Raw genomic sequence first — 15,611 nt, 5'->3', positions numbered from 1 at the left:
GTTTTGCTTCCAACCTGATTCATGAATCATTTTGCAAGAACGATACACCGCTTGCAACATAATAATCTTCCCTGCACCGATGGTCCATGATTTGCTTTAGCGCTGGCAATCGTTTTACGCTTGAAGGAGCAGTCATGAATATGGGCGTTCGGTCAAAGTTGATAATTTCTAATGTAATCGGTGCGTTGTGTGTGCTCACCGGCTTTGTGGTTGCAGCCGCGCCAGGCAAGGACGACGTTGCTGCCGGTGTTTCAAAGTTAACGTTTTTGCAAACCATTGCCCTGGATTTTAGCCTCGGCATGGGGGTGCTGCTCGTGGCGAGCGGTATGGTGTTGGTCGTTGTGTCAATCTTAACCGCCCGTAATGATAGTGCCTTATCGTTGTCGATCCGTGCAAAATTGTCTTCTTCAAAATTGTTCACAGGCATTGGCCAACTGTCGGCAACGGGCGACAGTTCTGTCATGTTTGAGCAAACTCTTTACGCAGCGCTCGACCGGTTGGAAGCGGCGGCAAAGACCGAAGCTGAACTGCGCGCGTTGCTCGCGGACCAGGAGAAGGCTCTGAATGTGGCGCGGCAAGAAGCAGTGTTCATTCGTGAGAGTTCCGAGGCGTCCCGTCGCGACGGACTCTTGTCTGCCGCACGGACTCTTGGTGTTGCCATTGAGGGTATTCACGGTTCAAGCGACAACCTGCGCACCTTGTCAAAGTCTGCCGGTAATGGCGCCAAGGATCAGCAGCGGCTGGTGGCCGAGGCGGTGCAGGCAATGGACGGATTGGACAGCGCATTTTCGCAAATGCAGAACGGCTCTGACCGCGCTGTAATCCAGGCCCAGTCGGCGCGTGATCGTGCTCTTGGCGGGGCCAAGGTTGTTGACGAAACCGTCCAGTCAATCCGCCTGGTGGAACGCAAGGCCGAGGACCTTGCCGAGGTTGTGCGCGACCTGGGCAGCCAGGCCCGTGACGTGGAACGCATCATGGAGGTCATCAGCGATATTGCCGACCAGACAAACCTGCTGGCCTTGAACGCCGCGATCGAGGCCGCTCGCGCTGGCGATGCCGGTCGCGGCTTCGCTGTTGTGGCCGATGAGGTGCGAAAGCTTGCTGAAAAGACCATGAATGCGACCCGTGACGTGGCGGACCACATCAAGGGCATTCAGGATGGGGTGGAGCGCACCGGGCGCGACATGCAGGAGACCTCGCAGCGTGTCGACCAGGCTGTTGCGCTGGCCAAGAGCTCCGGTGACGCCCTGCGCGAAATTGTTGAGTTGTCAGGCAGTTCTGCAGCGCATATCAGCGAAATCGCCCAAGACACCCGCAGCCAGGCCGCGACAGGAGAGCGGATCAGCCGCATCGTTCGGCAGGTGAGCGGCATTTCGGAAGCGAGCTACGAGGGGGCGCAAAATGCATCACTGGCGGTGGACCTGCTGCTTGAGCGTGTTGTGGAGCTGGAGGCCATGAACGCCGTGTTCCAGCTCATCGGCGGCGGCAGCATTCAGCATATTCTGGAGGATATGGCAACGCAGCCTTCCGTGCGCTCCATGCGCCGTGATGAACAGGAACAGGCCATGCGCGAGACGCTCAAGCTCAACCCGTCCTTTGAACTTTTGTACATTACGGATGCCGACGGGCGGCAGATCGTGTCCAACATCGGACGCGGAGACTCCGGCATCGTCGTGGACGGCAGCGCCGTGGGCAAGAACTGGGGGACGCGGGCCTGGTTCCGCCAGCCGGTGGAAATGCGTGGAACCATCGTTTCGGATGTCTACTTGTCGAGTGCAACGGGTGAAAACTGCATCACCGTGTCCACGCCGATCCTCAGCCCCGATGGCGCCATCGCAGGTGTTCTGGCCGCTGACATCAACCTTGGAAAGGCTTCGTCGGGGACCGCACGAGGCTGATCCTTTGTCAGTACACAAATCAAAAGGGCTCCGGCGTGCCGGGGCCCTTTTCATTTGCGGTGATCTGCCTCAACGCGCTTGGATGACGCCACAGGCAACGTTTGGCCCAGAGTTTCCGCCTGGTTGCGTGGTGAAGTCGTCTGGCTTGGCGTGGATGATGACGCTACGCCCAAGAATTCCGTTCGGGCTGTCCTCAAGGCTGATCCCGTCCATGAGCGCCTGGAACTGCGCCTTGCCGTTGGTCCCGGCCACAAGCATGGGCAGATCCCCGGCGTGGTGGTTCGGCATGGAGGGCGAGCCATGGCGTTTGCCGAAAGGGTTGAAGTGCCCACCGGCGCTGGAGGCATCCGCGGCGGTGCAATCGCCCTTGGCGTGTATGGAGAACCCGTGCGCTCCGGGGGTGAGCCCTGCAAATTGACCCTTGATGAACACGCTGCCGCCTTGTTGCTCAAAACTCAAGGTGCCGCTGGCGGTGTTGCCTCGAGTCGGTTTGAGGACCGCTTCCGCGCTGGGCGCTTTGAAGGCGCACGCTGAGACAGAGATTGCCAAGACAGCGATCATGATACTCTCGCGCATGAGTCCTCCCGTCATATTAGGTCGTTCTGCGAAGGGGCGCGAAGCGCCGAGATAATGGCTGCCACGGAGACCGCCTTGAACACGCCGGTTTGACATGAAAAAGGCCGCCTGTGGGGCGGCCTGAAAATGGTGGGCAATGGGCGGCTCGAACGCCCGACCTTTGGCTCCGGAGGCCAACGCTCTATCCAACTGAGCTAATTGCCCGCGAGGGTGAATGGCTACAGTGTCGGCCAGCCGCTGTCAAGGCGAAACCAAAGGCGATACCGGCCCTGCTAGAGGCCCATGCTGGCCAAAAGATCATCCACCGAACCCTGGCTGCTGTCTAGTTGAGGACCCTGCAATTCAGAAAGCTTGTTCTTGGCCTGTGCCTGCAGGCGGCTGAAATCGGCCTTGGTGTCCGGCGCCTCGGTGTGCGCCTTGATCATTAGCCCCGTGGTCATGTAGACATCAAGGACAATTTTCTCAATCTTTTTAATGGTTTCAATGATTATCTTGATGCGTTGGCCCGTCAGGTCCTGAAAGCTCAAGGTCGTCATTATGGACATGAGATCCTGGCTCAGGCTGGAGTTGATGTCGCTTAACTGTTCGCGCTCGGCTTTGGACACGCCGCCCTTTTCAAAGGATTTGACGATGCGGGCGAGGGTGTCGGAGAGGGTCTGCAGGTTTTCGATGGTGTCGATGATCTTGACCGTCGCCGTTTCGGTCGTCTGCATTATGGCATCCAGCTGGTTGGATGCCTGGCTGAAGAGCTCGTTGGGGTCTTCGTTCAGCACAGGCTGCGAGTTGCCGTTTCCGGTCTTGGCGTGCTTGATTTCCTGGTAGATCTCTTTGAAGCCTTTCTGCAGGTCCTCGTTGACGCGACGATAGAATTCTCCCTCGACGAGCGCACTGGAGAGAATCTTGTTGATCTCGCGCTCCACCGTAACGCTCAAGGTCTCGCGCAATTCAGCCGTAATCTGGTCGGCCACGCGTTGCATGAGTTCATGGGAGAGTTTTGCTTCGTCCATAATGCAAGCCTCCAGAAAGCAATCAGCGCAGGTCGTTCTCGTTCATGTCAACGATCATGGCCCGCACAGGGCAGACGCGGGTGCACATGCCGCAGGCCGAGCACCGCTCTACGTCGAATTCAACGATACGGTTTTCGAGGTTCACGCTTAAGGCCTTGGTTGGGCAAAGCGACGTGCACAGGCCGCAGTGCATGCACAACTCCTCGTCGCGGAATATCTTTTGGGACGCCGGAGTAATTTTGACCCCGTTCTGTTTCAGGTAGGAGATGCCCTTGTGGTAGTCCACCTCGCGCCCGGCGAGCTCAAGAGTGAGCGAGCCTTCGTGCCTGGGGCTGATGTCCGCCTTGAGGATGTTGAAGCTCAAGTTGAACAGCAGGGCAAGGTTGCAGACCACAGGCCGGTTGGAAGCCTCCGGCGGGAAGGACAGGTAGACGATCTTGCGGAAACCGTTGGCTTCTTCAGTCATGCTGCGCTCCAAACAAGGCCCGGCACGAAACCGGGGCTACTTGTGCTCCTTGAGAAACTTTTTGGCGACGGTGGCCTCGGGGTCCTTAGGGAAGCGGTCGATCAGGTCCTGCAAAACGGCCCGGCCGGCCTTGTCCTTGCCGATCTTGAAAAAGGCCATGCCCTGCTTGAGCACAGCGGGCTTGTACTTGGTGCTGCGCGGGTACTTCTCGATGACTTCCTGGTAGGCCAGCACGGCCTTGCCGTAGTCCTGCAGGTTGTACGCGCATTCGCCAACCCAGAACACGGCCTGTGAGGTGTTGGGGTGCTTCTTGAAGGCCGTGGCGAACTCCGAGTAATACTGGCTCGCCTCCTCGTACTTCTTGGCCTTGAAGGCGGCTTCGGCCTTGGCGAACAATGCGTCGGCGGTGTTGGTCTTGGGATCGGCCTTGGGTTCTTCCGCTGCCTTGGGCTTCGCGGTCTCGGTCTTGGTGGCCGCCTTGGCCTTGTCGGCAGTGGCAACAGCTGCATCCGCCGGAGCGGCAGCGACAGCGGCTGTCGGGGTGGAGTCGAGCTCCAGGCCGAACTGGCTCTGTAGCGCGACCTTGATGTTCTGAACGTCGCGAACGGTGTCGGCCAGGCTGGGGCCTTCGCCCTGTGCGCTGGTCAGCGCGTTGAACTTCATGGTCAGAGTTTCGAGCTTTTCCTGCTGCTTGGCGACCTGCACGCGCAAGGCTTCAAGCTCGGCCCAGGTGTTGGCCTGGCGGGCCTGCACCGGGGAGGTCGATTTCTGGATGTCTTCGCGAAGTACCTCCTGGCTCTTGGCAAGCTCTTCCTCAAGGCGCTGAATGGTCTTGCGGCTCTCCTGGCGGTCACGATAGGCTTGGTTCTGGAGGGTCTCCATGTCGCTCTTGCTGGCGCATCCTCCGAGGAGTCCGGCGCAAACAAGGCTGAGCAGCGCGTTACGGCAGCTGAATGTCTTCATATCTTTCTCCCTCTTTTTCTTCCAAAGATAAGATACGCCAGTCCGCCAAAAAAGGGAACAAGCACGGAAAGCTGCACCCAGGCAAGCTTGGCGTTGGTGGAGCCGAAGTCTCGACGCAGGGCGTCGTAGATGCTGTAGCAGGTAAGTCCCACGAACAGGGCTCCGCCGAACAGGATGGCGACCCAATGCATGGTCGTGAGCTGAGGCGATGAAAAAAACATGTTCGCTCCCTTGGGCGCAGACTAGGGCGCGCTTGTGCGCCTGTTTTTGGGGGGTCTTTCGCGTTTGTTCTGCATGTACATGGACATGAGCACCGCAAAAGCTCCACAGGTGATGGCGATGTCCGCAACGTTGAAGGCTGGCCAGTGGTACGGCCCGATGTAGAAGTCCAGAAAGTCGACCACGAGCCCGGTGCGCAGGCGGTCGATGAGGTTGCCGAGCGCGCCGCCAAGGACAAGGCCCAGGCCCCAGATGAAAAAGCGATCGCCAGCGTCAGCGGTCTTCAGCAGATAATAGATGAAGCCGACAGCGGCGATGGTCACGGCCACGAAGAATCCGGTCTGCCAATCGGTGTCGGGCTGGTTCAGGAAACCGAACGCCGCGCCTTTGTTCAGCACGTGCACGATGTTGAAGAACCCTGGAATCACTGTATCCGAGGCCCACAGGGCGTATTTCTGCTGGATCACCGCTTTGGTGATCTGGTCTGGCACGATGATGGCTGCGGCCAGGAGCGCCGCCGTCTTGAGGCGCTGGTCCATGCCGGAAACTCCTACAGTCCCTGGACCACTGCGGTGCAGCGGGGGCAGATCTCCGGATGGTCTTCAGCGGAGCCCAGGTTTTCCTCATAGCGCCAGCAACGCTGGCATTTTTCTCCAGGTGCCTTGGCCACGGAGACGGCCAGGCCTTTGACCTCCTCGGACACAAAGGCGTCCGCAGGGACCTTGCCGGACTCGTCCAGGCTCACGCGGGAGACGATGAGGAACTCGCACAGGTCCAGGCCCGGAGTAGCCAAGGCCTCCGCAGCATCGCCGCTGACGTGCAGCGTCACGTGGGTATCCAGGGAATGACCGACATCACCGGCCTTGCGCTTGGGCTCGATGGCCTTGGTGACCTCGCCGCGGATGGCAAGCAGCAGTTCGAAGGCCTGGCGATCCCTGTCCGCCATGAGCGCAGGACCCTCGGGCAGGCGCATGGAGAACACGCTCTCCGTCCCGGGGCGGCTTTCGGGGGAGAGGTAGCCGTAAGCCTCCTCTGCAGTGAAGGACAGCACCGGCGCCATGTCGTGCAGGAGCACCAGGAGCGCGCGCCAGAGGACGGTCTGGGCTGAACGGCGGTCATCGCCCGCGCACACGTAGAGGCGGTCCTTGATGATGTCGAGGTAGAAGGCCGAGAGGTCCGTTGTGCACAGGTTGTGCAAGGTGTGGTATACCTTGTGGAACTCGAAGTCTTCGTAAGCCTGGGCGATGGTGTTGTGGCGACGCTCCACCAGATCAAGCGCGAAGCGGTCCAGCGGGAGCATCTTCTCGACGGGCAGCGCGTCGGTCTTCGGGTTGAAGTCCGCCAGGTTGCCCAGGATGAAGCGGCAGGTGTTGCGGATGCGGCGGTACGCGTCCACCAGGCGGTTCAGGATCTCATCGGAGATGCGGATGTCTTCCTGGTAGTTCACCGCCGAGACCCACATGCGAAGGATCTCCGCGCCGTACTTGTCGATGATCTGCTGGGGCGCGATGACGTTGCCGATGGACTTGCTCATCTTGCGGCCTTCGCCGTCCACAACGTAGCCGTGGGTCAACACGGCCTTGTACGGGGGAACCCCGCGCGTGCCGACAGAGGCCAGAAGCGAGCTGTGGAACCAGCCGCGATGCTGGTCAGAGCCTTCCAGGTACAGGTCTGCGGGGCAGGACAGCTCGGGGCGCTGCTCCAGCACCGCGGCGAAGCTGGTGCCGGAATCGAACCAGACGTCCAGAATGTCCGTCTCGCGGCGCCAGTGGTTGCGGCCGCACTTGGGACAGGCCAAGCCTGCGGGCACGATGTCCTCAAGCGGCGCCTCGAACCAGTAGTCGCAGCCCGTGGGGTGCGTGGCGAAGCGGTCCACCACGCTCATGACCCAGGGCGTCTCGAAATAGGCCTCGTCGCAGTCCACGCAGATGAGGGCGACGATGGGCACGCCCCAGTTGCGCTGGCGTGAAATACACCAGTCCGGGCGGTTCTCGATCATGTTGGCGATGCGCTCCTCGCCCCAGGCGGGGATCCAGCGCACGTCGTTGTGGATGGCCGAGAGCGCGTTCTTGCGCAGGTCATTGGCCTCCATGCTGATGAACCACTGGGTGGTGGCGCGGAAGATGACCGGCTCCTTGCAGCGCCAGCAGTGCGGATAGGAGTGGGTGATCTTTTCCTGGACGATGAGGTTGCCGACCTGCTTCAGCTTCTCGATGACCTTGGGATTGGCCTCGAAGACGTTCAGGCCCGCAAAGAACTCGACGTCCGTCAAGAACCGTCCGGCGTCGTCCAGCGGGGAATAGACCTCAAGGCCGTACTTCAGGCCTACGTCATAGTCCTCGCGGCCGTGGCCGGGCGCGGTGTGGACGCAGCCGGTGCCGGCGTCAAGGGTCACGTGGTCGCCAAGGATGATGGGCGACTTGCGCTTGTAGATGGGGTGCTGCGCCTCCAGGCCTTCAAGCTTCAGTCCCGGCACGGTGGCCAGAATTTTGGGGGTGTCCCAGCCGAAGATTTCGGCGCAAGGCGCCAGGAGGCGGGCCGCCATGAGGTACGTGTTGCCCTGCACCTCTGCGAAAACATAGTCGAACTCGGGGTGGACGCACACGCCCATGTTGTCGGGCAGGGTCCACGGGGTGGTGGTCCAGATGACCACGAAGGTCTTCGCAGCGTCGTACTTGGCGCCCTGGGGCAGCAGGTCCTTCACGCGCTTGTCGGTGAGCGGGAAGCGCACGAAGACGGACGGCGAGGAATGGTCGGCGTACTCGACCTCGGCTTCGGCCAGCGCCGTGTGGCAGGAGCAGCACCAGTAGATGGGCTTCTTGCCGCGTATGACCGAGCCCTTGTCCATGAAGTTGCCGAGTTCGCGGGCGGTGGCGGCCTCGTACTTGGGGTCGAGCGTCATGTAGGGCTTGTCCCAGGTGCCCAGAACGCCCAGGCGCTTGAACTCGCTGCGCTGGATGTCGAGGAACTTGAGGGCGTATTCGCGGCAGAGCTTGCGGATGACGACCGCGGGAAGCTCCTTCTTCTTTTTCTTGAGTTCGGTCTCGACCTTGTGCTCGATGGGCAGGCCGTGGCAGTCCCAGCCGGGCACGTATTCGGCCTTCTGGCCGCTCATGTTGCGCGACTTGACCACAATGTCCTTCAGGACCTTGTTCATGGCCGTGCCCATGTGGATGTTGCCGTTGGCGTAGGGGGGGCCGTCGTGCAGGACGTAGGCCTGGCTGCCCTCGTTTGCGGAGACCATCCTGCTGTAGGCGTCGATCTCCGCCCAGAACTTGAGGGTTTCCGGCTCTTTCTGCTTCAGGTTGGCCTTCATGGGAAAGCCGGTCTGCGGCAGTCTGAGGGTGCTCTTGTAATCGCTCATGCCTTGTGTGTCCTCCGCTGGGGGTGTCGGCGCATGCCGGTGCAATGCCTGGATCAATGGAAACGCGTAACTTGGTTCATCACGGGCTGGAAGTCAAGCCGCCCCCAATGCGGCCTGCATGGCCGAACAGGGGACGGTCTTGAATACAGGTCCGTCAGCGCTACTTGGTCTTGTGCGTGTAGACGCCGTCCCAGCTCTCGCCCGGGGGCTCTTCCTTCAGATGATTGCAGCGTTCCTCATACATCGAACAGAGCACTTCCTCGAAGCCCTTGGCCTTGAGCTCGGCGAAGACCTCTGCGGCCTCGCCGAAGCGCATGGCCTTGTACATCGCCAGCGCCTCTTCGTAGCGGTCAAAGTCAGCCTTCTTGGCGGCGCGAGCTTCGTGCGTCATGGCCGTGAAGATGGTGATGGGCTCATGCTTGCCCTTGACCCGCACGGAGTCCATTTCGACGTAGGCGTAGTCCTCGCCGCAGACTTCCTTCATGGCCTGGCTCACCAGGAGCACCTGGCCGTAGTATTTGGTCAGGCTCTCCAGGCGCGAGGTCAGGTTCACGTTGTCGCCGATGAGGGTGTAGTCGAACAGGTCGGCGGAACCCATGTTGCCCACGCGAACGCGACCGCAATGCAGGCCGACGCCGATCTTGATGGTGAGGCCGAACTTTTCCTTGAAGCCCTCGTTCAGCACGTGGATGTGGTCGAGCATCTGCAGGGCCGAGGACATGGCCTTTTTCTGATGATCGGGCACGTCGATGGGGGCGTTCCAGAAGGCCATGATGGCGTCGCCGATGAACTTGTCGAGGGTGCCCATGTTGCTGGTGATGATGCGCGTCATGGGGGTCAGGTAATCATGCAGCAGGTCCGTCACCTGTGTCGGGGTGAGCTGTTCCGACATGGTGGTGAAGCCGCGCACGTCGGAGAACATGACGGTGACTTCCTTTTCCTGGCCTTGCAGGCTTAAGGATTCTGGCGAATCATAAATCTGCTTGATGACCGCAGGGGCGAGGTAGTGGGAGAAGGCGCCGTGGATGAACTTCTTCTGCTTCTCCTCGCGCCAGAACTTGAGCAGCGTCAGCAGCGTGAAGTTGGCCGCGAGGATGATGTAGGCATAGAGGGGCGAGATGTACACGCGGGCGCTGGACATCATGTAGGCCGAGCCTTCCCACATGCCGAAGGCCATGCCGGCCAGGGGCAGCATGAGCCACACCGCGCGCGCCCAGGCCACCAGCAGGGTGATGGTGATGCCTGCAAGGATGGTGCACAGCAGCTCAACTGCTGGAGCATAGTCTGGGATGGAGATGAAGTCCTGGGTCAGTATGTTGTCCACGATGGTGGCGTGCGTTTCAACACCAGGATAGACGGCGGAGAAGGGGGTTGCGCGTAAATCCTTGAGGCCCGCTGCCGAGGTTCCGATGAAGGCGATCTTGCCGTCCAGGGCGCCTGGCGCGATCTTGCCATCGATGATGTCAACCGCGCTGATGTACGGAAAGGCGCCTCCTGGTCCGCGGTAGTTGACCAGAAGCTGTCCGGCGCGGTCGACAGGGATGACCGTACCTGCATATCGCAGGGATTCCGTGCCCTGGGTGTCGAGCTTGAGCAGAACGTTCCGCTCTCCCGTGGCCTCCATGAGCGTCGCAAGAGCCAAGGAAGGGTAGATGTTGTCTTTGTAGTGAATCAGCAGCGCGACACGCCGCAGGATGCCATCAGGGTCCGGCGTGGCGTTGAAGAAGCCGGTGGCCGTTGCGGCGCTGGCCAATGCCGGCAGCGGGCAGACGGTGCCGGAAGCAGTGTGCAGGGCGTTCTTGGCCTTCATGGCGCCGGGGGCTTCCAGCATGGCCACCTGGGCCGGTTTTATCATGCAGGCGGAAGTCTGTATCTGCTGGTCGGCTTCGGCCTTGGAGAAGTTGAAGTAGAAGCCGAGGACGTAGGGTTTGCCGGTGATGACTGACGCCAGAAGGGCGTCGTGATCTTCCAGGGCCTTGGGCAGTCCCTGGAAATCAACGTTGACCTGGAGTTCCTTCTTGATCTGCTCGCGGAGCAGGGCGGGTGAGGTCCTGTCCGGTTCCGCGAGCACGATGTCCATTCCGGCGGACAACGCTCCGGCGAGGCGGATTTTTTCCAGCAGCAGCGCGACTCGATAGCGTGGCCATGGCCATTGGCCAAGGGCGGCGAGGCTTTTCTCGTCTATGTCAACAATGACAGGAATGCCTGATGTTTGTCTTGTATGCTGTCTGCGTAGAAGTTGGTCGTAGATCTTATAGTCCAGAAACCGAAGTACGGTTGGCTGAACGATATACAGTCCAGCCATGAAAAGTGAGGCCAGGATACCGATGGCGACAAGCAGCGTCTTGTCGCTTTTAAGAATTTTTTTAAGAAAATTCAGCATGGTGCCTCTCCGTTGTCGACGGTGATGACAGGTCTTGATGCAGCTTGGCGACAAACATGACGGATATGAAAATTACTTGCTAATTCAGTCCATGTCGTATAACGAACTTTGAAGAATACGTCAAAGAAGTTGATACACATTTTTGAGGTGTTCCGACTCCTGACCATCAATACGGGGATTGGCGAAATGAGCATGCATCTGATCAGGAAAAGCACGAGATTGGCGCTCGCGATTGCTGCGCTTTTGCTCGCAGCTCCTGCAGCAAGCTATTGCGCCGATGCGGAGCCTCAGGCGCCCCCTTCCGTGACCGCTTCCCATAAATCACCTGAAGACCAGGGGCTGGTCAAGGTCACTCTCAAGGACTCCATTGCTGAACTCTTCAGAACACATGACCGCATAAAGGCGGCTGAGGCCGCTGTCGACTCGGCTGGGCACATGTATGAACGCGCCAAGGGCGCCTGGTATCCCCGCTTGAACGCGGTTATCGATGGCGGCAAGGAAGACATCCAAAAGCCCGCTGACCCAGCGAACACCAGCAAATGGCGTAATGTGCAGACCCTCTCTGCCGCCCAGACCATCTACGACTTCGGCGGCACCAGCGGCGGCATCGCCCAGGCCGAGGGAATCCGAAAGGAGTCCTTGGCGAAGCTCGATCTCATCCGTCAGGAAGTGTCTCTGCAGGGCGTCACCGCCTACCTAGGCCTCATCCGCACCCGTGAAATGTTGCGTTATGCGTTGCGCTCCGAGGAGAACATCAAGCGTCTATCCGGCATGCAGGAAGCGCTTGTCGAGCGTGGCGTCGGCCTGTCGTATGAAGAGCTGCAGATCAAGGCGCAGCTGTCCCAGTCCATCGCCCACCGCATCAACATTGAACGCGCCTACACCAACGCGCGCAATAATTACAAGTCCGTCTACGGCGTTGACCTCACGGAAGAGCAGATCAACTCCCTTATCCTGCCTTCCCTGCCCAAGAAGAGTCTTCCTGCCGGTTTGGACGAGGCAGTATCCAAGGCGCTTGAGAGCAGCCCTGCACTCATCGAACTGCAGCAGGCTTTGAGTACGAAGAAGGGTGATCTCGAGGTCCGCGAATCGGCCATGTATCCTAAGCTCGAGGCGGTCGCCGAGGCTACGCGCAAGGAGAACGATCAGGGCGACGCCGGCATCCGCTCCGAACAGCGCGCCGGGCTGCAGGTCAGCTACAACCTGTTCTCCGGCTTCCGTGACGTGGATAACATCCGTGCCGCCAAGAGTGATATCCTTTCCGTCCGCAAGTCTCTCCTCGACCGCCGCAGAATCGTCGAAGAGCGCATACGCAACGCCTGGAACGACATGCTGACATTGCAGAAGACCATTGCCTTGTACGATAACCAAGCAAACATCACCTGGGCGTACCTTGAGCTCGTCAAGAAGAAGAAGGCAATGGGCGGAGAGGTTGGCATCACCGAGATCATCACCGGTGAGCGTGACTACATCAACGCCACGAGTAGCAAGGTCACTTCCGAGATCGAGCATATCACCGCCGCATACACCCTTCTCAACCAGATGGGGCTTATCACCCCAGATGTCGTTGAAAATTGAGCGGTTGCGCTCCTAGCGCAGACGCATTTGGGCAGTGGGCCGCCGTGAAGCCCGCGCTCGGCTCAACGGATGATCTGGCAGTCTGATGAAAGAACTCTTCCGGCGCCTAGCTCTTCGCCCCAGGTTGGCCTGGGAAATCCTCTTCGCTTCTTTTCTGGCGAATCTCATGTCTGTGGCTTCCTCCATTTACGTCATCCTGGTTTTGAACCGTTACATTGGCTACGGGTTTGACGGCACCCTTTACACGCTTACAACAGGCGTGCTTATCGCTTCCATCCTTGGAACCGGCTTCGCTTCCGTACGTGGGCGCCTGGCCAGTGCGGTCAGTGTCCTGCCGGATCACGAACTGAACGAGAAAACCCTCACGGTATTTACAAGAGCGCGCCTGACCGCGCTGTACAGGATGCCGACTGGGCGTCACCAGGAGATGCTCACGGCCCTCAAGACTGTAGAATTCGCCTACGATTCCAATAACATCTCTGCTATTCTCGATGCCCCTTTCTTGTTGCTGTTCCTCCTCGCGATCGCCTTCATCCACCCGCTGCTTGCAGTCATCACAGTTCTAGCGATCATCGCGACTATTATCTTCACCCTCTCGAGCATGCGCGCAAACGTTCCCCTGGACGAGCGCCAACGTGAACAGGGAATCGCCCACCGCAACCTGACGCTCTCTGCTGTCGCTGGTGCTGAGACAGTGCGGGCTTTTCTTGGCGGCGACTTTTTGCGCAAGGCTTGGCGCAAGCAGATGCAGGCCATCCAGGATCTGCGCGAGGTCATGGAGAACGCGCGCGATAGAAGCAAGACCCGGCTTGAGACTGTGAGCATGCTGCTTCGCGTATCCATCTACTTTTTTGGCGCCATGCTGGCCGTCGTGGGAGAGATGAGCGTCGGTGGGCTCATCGGCGCGAGCATCCTCTCGGCCAAGGCCATGCAGATGAGCACGAGCTTTCTGCAGTCTCACTTGGCTGGCCAGAAGGCGGAAGAAGCTCTCCTTCAGCTTGGCGAGTTCCACTCCATGCCCCTCGAGCCTGTGTCCGGCTCAGCCGTGCGGGAATTTTCAGGTCGATTGGAATTGCGCGATGTGGGCTTTGCCTATTCCGGCTCCACTGGTCCTGTCTTCGAATCCTTGAGCTTTACGTTGCCTCCTGGCGCTATCCTCGCGGTCTCTGGCTTCAACGGTTCCGGCAAATCGACGTTCTGCAAGCTCGTCGCAGGGCTGCTTGAACCTGGGCGCGGTCACGTCCTGGCTGACGGCATTGAGCTGCGCCAGTTCGCGCCTGATTGGTGGCGGAGGCAACTGCTCTACCTTCCGCAGGAACCGACGTTCCTCAACGCGACCATTCGTGAAAACATCACTCTGGCGGAACTGGAGCCAGACAGCCCAGCAACCCAGGAACGGCTCAACCAGGCCGTCCGTGCCGCCGCCTTGCGCCGCTTCCTCGATGTCAGCCGCCAGGGGCTGGATATGGAGATCGCGGAAGGAGGCCGCACGCTCCCGGTTGGCATCCGCCGCCGCATTGCGTTGGCCCGCGCACTCATGAACCAGGGACGTCTGGTCGTGTTCGACGACCCTACCGAAGGCCTTGATTCCGAAGGCTGCCTGGCAGTGTACAACGTCCTGAACGCTCTCGCCAAGGTCGGCGCCACCATCATTGTGGCAACCGTGGATCAAAATATCCTCAAGGGCGCAACGTACGTGCTGGACATGAACGAAAAGCCGACCCCGACCTTCACCCAGGTGCGAGAGCCAAAGGCTGAGGAGGGCGCATGACCAGGCCCGACCCCTCCATCCTCGGGCCGGATGCCCTCCACGCAGCCGTCGACAAGACCATGGCGGCGCACCGCAGGTTCTTGTACTTGTGCGGGTGCCTGCTTGTTTTGACCTTTTTCTGGTCGGCCCTTACCAGCCTGGATATCGTCAGCGAGGCCGTTGGCGAGGTCATTCCACGGACAAAGGTCAAGAAGATCCAGCACCTTGAGGGCGGCATTGTGCGCGAGATACTGGTCCACGAAGGCGATCTGGTGAAGCAGGACCAGCCCATCATCGTTCTCGACGCCGCCGCCGCCGAGGCCAACGCCGACGAACTCGAAGTGCGCCTCAACTCACTGAAGATCGAATCCCTTCGTCTTGAAGCCGAGTCGCAGGGACTGCCGGAACCAAAGTTCACGCCTGAGTTGGAGCAAAAGCACAAGGATCTTGTGGACCAGGCTAGGAATCTCTTCGAGGCACGCAAAAAGCGTGTAACAACAGATATTTCGTCCCAGGCCGAACGGGTACGTCAGCGCGAACAGGATATTCGCGAGACTGGCGCCCGGCTTGAAAACCTGCGCCGGAATCTGCCTCTTGTGCAGCGTCAGGTGCAGCGTAGCGAAGAGCTGTACCGTGAACGTCTGGTCAAGGAGGACGAACTCATCGCCAGGCGCAAGGAAGAGAACAACACCAGAAGCGCCATCCTTGAGAACTCGGCTGCGTATTCTCGCGCCGTTGCCGCACTGGCCGCGGCAAAGGAAGAGCTGGTCCGCACGCAGAACGCCTTCAACGAGGACGTCGAGACGGAACTCAAGAAGGTCCAGCGCGAGCTCATGGAGCTTACGCAACGCATGAAGAAGCTGCGCGACAGCCAGAACAGAACCACCCTGCGCGCTCCTGAAGAGGGCATCGTCAAGAGCATCAACGTGGTTAGCGAAGGGGAGGTCATTCAGCCGGGAATGACCGTTGCGGAGATAGTTCCCGCTGGTGACAAGCTTGTCATCGAGGCCCATCTTCCCATTCAGGACATCGGCTATGTGCGGCCAGGACAGCTTGCTGTCGTGAAGCTGGCTTCACGAGATGCGCGTCGTTTCGGCAACATCGACGGCAAGGTTCTGCACGTGAGTCCTGACGCCGTGACCCAGACGATGCCTGGCGGTGTGAACACCTTCTACAAGGTCCTCGTGGAAACAAAGCAGGACCATTTCTCCCATAATTCAAACCGCTACAATCTTTTTCCCGGCATGCGCGTCATCGTGGGCATTCATATTGGGCGCCGTTCAGTGCTGGGGTACTTCCTTGATCCGTTCATCGACGCACTGAGCGGTTCGATGCACGAACGCTAGCCGTTTCCCCAAGCCGACACCTGAACGCAGAAAAGCCCCCAACGGGGGCTGTGTCTGCCTA

12 protein-coding genes and 1 tRNA gene are annotated in these 15,611 nt (G+C 59.7%); 4 read left to right on the top strand and 9 right to left on the bottom strand.

Annotation, left to right across the window (positions count from 1 at the left end; genetic code table 11):
• Positions 1-86: 86 nt before the first annotated feature.
• Entirely contained in the window at positions 87-1,898 is a 1,812-nt protein-coding gene (locus RDU24_RS01615; RefSeq protein ID WP_308733975.1) for a methyl-accepting chemotaxis protein, read from the top strand.
• Positions 1,899-1,967: 69 nt separating this feature from the next.
• On the opposite strand, the gene RDU24_RS01610 is transcribed toward RDU24_RS01615, so the two are convergent.
• The 9 genes from RDU24_RS01610 to RDU24_RS01570 form a co-directional block, all read right to left on the bottom strand.
• Positions 1,968-2,459, bottom strand: a complete 492-nt coding sequence (locus RDU24_RS01610; RefSeq protein ID WP_308734148.1) for a superoxide dismutase family protein — start codon at positions 2,457-2,459, stop codon at positions 1,968-1,970.
• A 142-nt stretch (positions 2,460-2,601) separates the two neighbouring features.
• A tRNA-Arg gene (locus tag RDU24_RS01605) sits at positions 2,602-2,678 on the bottom strand.
• Between the two features lie 68 nt (positions 2,679-2,746).
• On the bottom strand, positions 2,747-3,481 hold the full coding sequence (locus RDU24_RS01600) for a protein phosphatase CheZ (RefSeq protein ID WP_308733974.1): 735 nt from the start codon (positions 3,479-3,481) through the stop codon (positions 2,747-2,749).
• A gap of 22 nt (positions 3,482-3,503) precedes the next feature.
• A complete protein-coding gene (locus RDU24_RS01595) occupies positions 3,504-3,947 on the bottom strand; it encodes an NIL domain-containing protein (protein WP_308733973.1) in 444 nt (147 codons plus the stop codon).
• 36 nt (positions 3,948-3,983) lie between these two features.
• Positions 3,984-4,910 (bottom strand): tetratricopeptide repeat protein, encoded by a 927-nt coding sequence (locus RDU24_RS01590; protein WP_308733972.1) that lies wholly within the window; start codon positions 4,908-4,910, stop codon positions 3,984-3,986.
• Positions 4,907-5,131, bottom strand: a complete 225-nt coding sequence (locus tag RDU24_RS01585; protein WP_308733971.1) for a PLD nuclease N-terminal domain-containing protein — start codon at positions 5,129-5,131, stop codon at positions 4,907-4,909. The genes RDU24_RS01590 and RDU24_RS01585 overlap by 4 nt, the downstream gene beginning before the upstream one ends.
• 21 nt (positions 5,132-5,152) lie before the next feature.
• Positions 5,153-5,668: a signal peptidase II gene (gene lspA, locus RDU24_RS01580; protein ID WP_308733970.1), complete on the bottom strand. Its 516-nt coding sequence runs from the start codon at positions 5,666-5,668 to the stop codon at positions 5,153-5,155.
• Between the two features lie 11 nt (positions 5,669-5,679).
• Positions 5,680-8,493 (bottom strand): isoleucine--tRNA ligase, encoded by a 2,814-nt coding sequence (ileS, locus tag RDU24_RS01575; protein WP_308733969.1) that lies wholly within the window; start codon positions 8,491-8,493, stop codon positions 5,680-5,682.
• 160 nt (positions 8,494-8,653) lie between these two features.
• Complete coding sequence (locus tag RDU24_RS01570) at positions 8,654-10,876, bottom strand: CHASE2 domain-containing protein (protein ID WP_308733968.1); 2,223 nt, start codon at positions 10,874-10,876, stop codon at positions 8,654-8,656.
• Positions 10,877-11,062: 186 nt separating this feature from the next.
• Between RDU24_RS01570 and RDU24_RS01565 the strand changes: the two genes are divergently transcribed.
• The 3 genes from RDU24_RS01565 to RDU24_RS01555 all read left to right on the top strand — a co-directional run bounded on the left by RDU24_RS01565 (position 11,063) and on the right by RDU24_RS01555 (position 15,550).
• Positions 11,063-12,454: a TolC family protein gene (locus tag RDU24_RS01565; RefSeq protein WP_308733967.1), complete on the top strand. Its 1,392-nt coding sequence runs from the start codon at positions 11,063-11,065 to the stop codon at positions 12,452-12,454.
• A gap of 85 nt (positions 12,455-12,539) precedes the next feature.
• The gene (locus RDU24_RS01560) at positions 12,540-14,225 is read left to right on the top strand and encodes an ABC transporter ATP-binding protein (RefSeq protein ID WP_308733966.1); all 1,686 of its coding nucleotides are present in this window, start codon (positions 12,540-12,542) and stop codon (positions 14,223-14,225) included.
• A complete protein-coding gene (locus RDU24_RS01555; RefSeq protein ID WP_308733965.1) occupies positions 14,222-15,550 on the top strand; it encodes an HlyD family type I secretion periplasmic adaptor subunit in 1,329 nt (442 codons plus the stop codon). Before RDU24_RS01560 ends, RDU24_RS01555 begins: the two co-directional genes overlap by 4 nt.
• Positions 15,551-15,611: the final 61 nt, after the last annotated feature.

The sequence above is a fragment of the Humidesulfovibrio sp. genome (genome assembly GCF_031082295.1).
Taxonomy (GTDB): Bacteria; Desulfobacterota; Desulfovibrionia; order Desulfovibrionales; family Desulfovibrionaceae; genus Humidesulfovibrio.
This window is presented reverse-complemented; position numbering and strand designations above follow the sequence as displayed.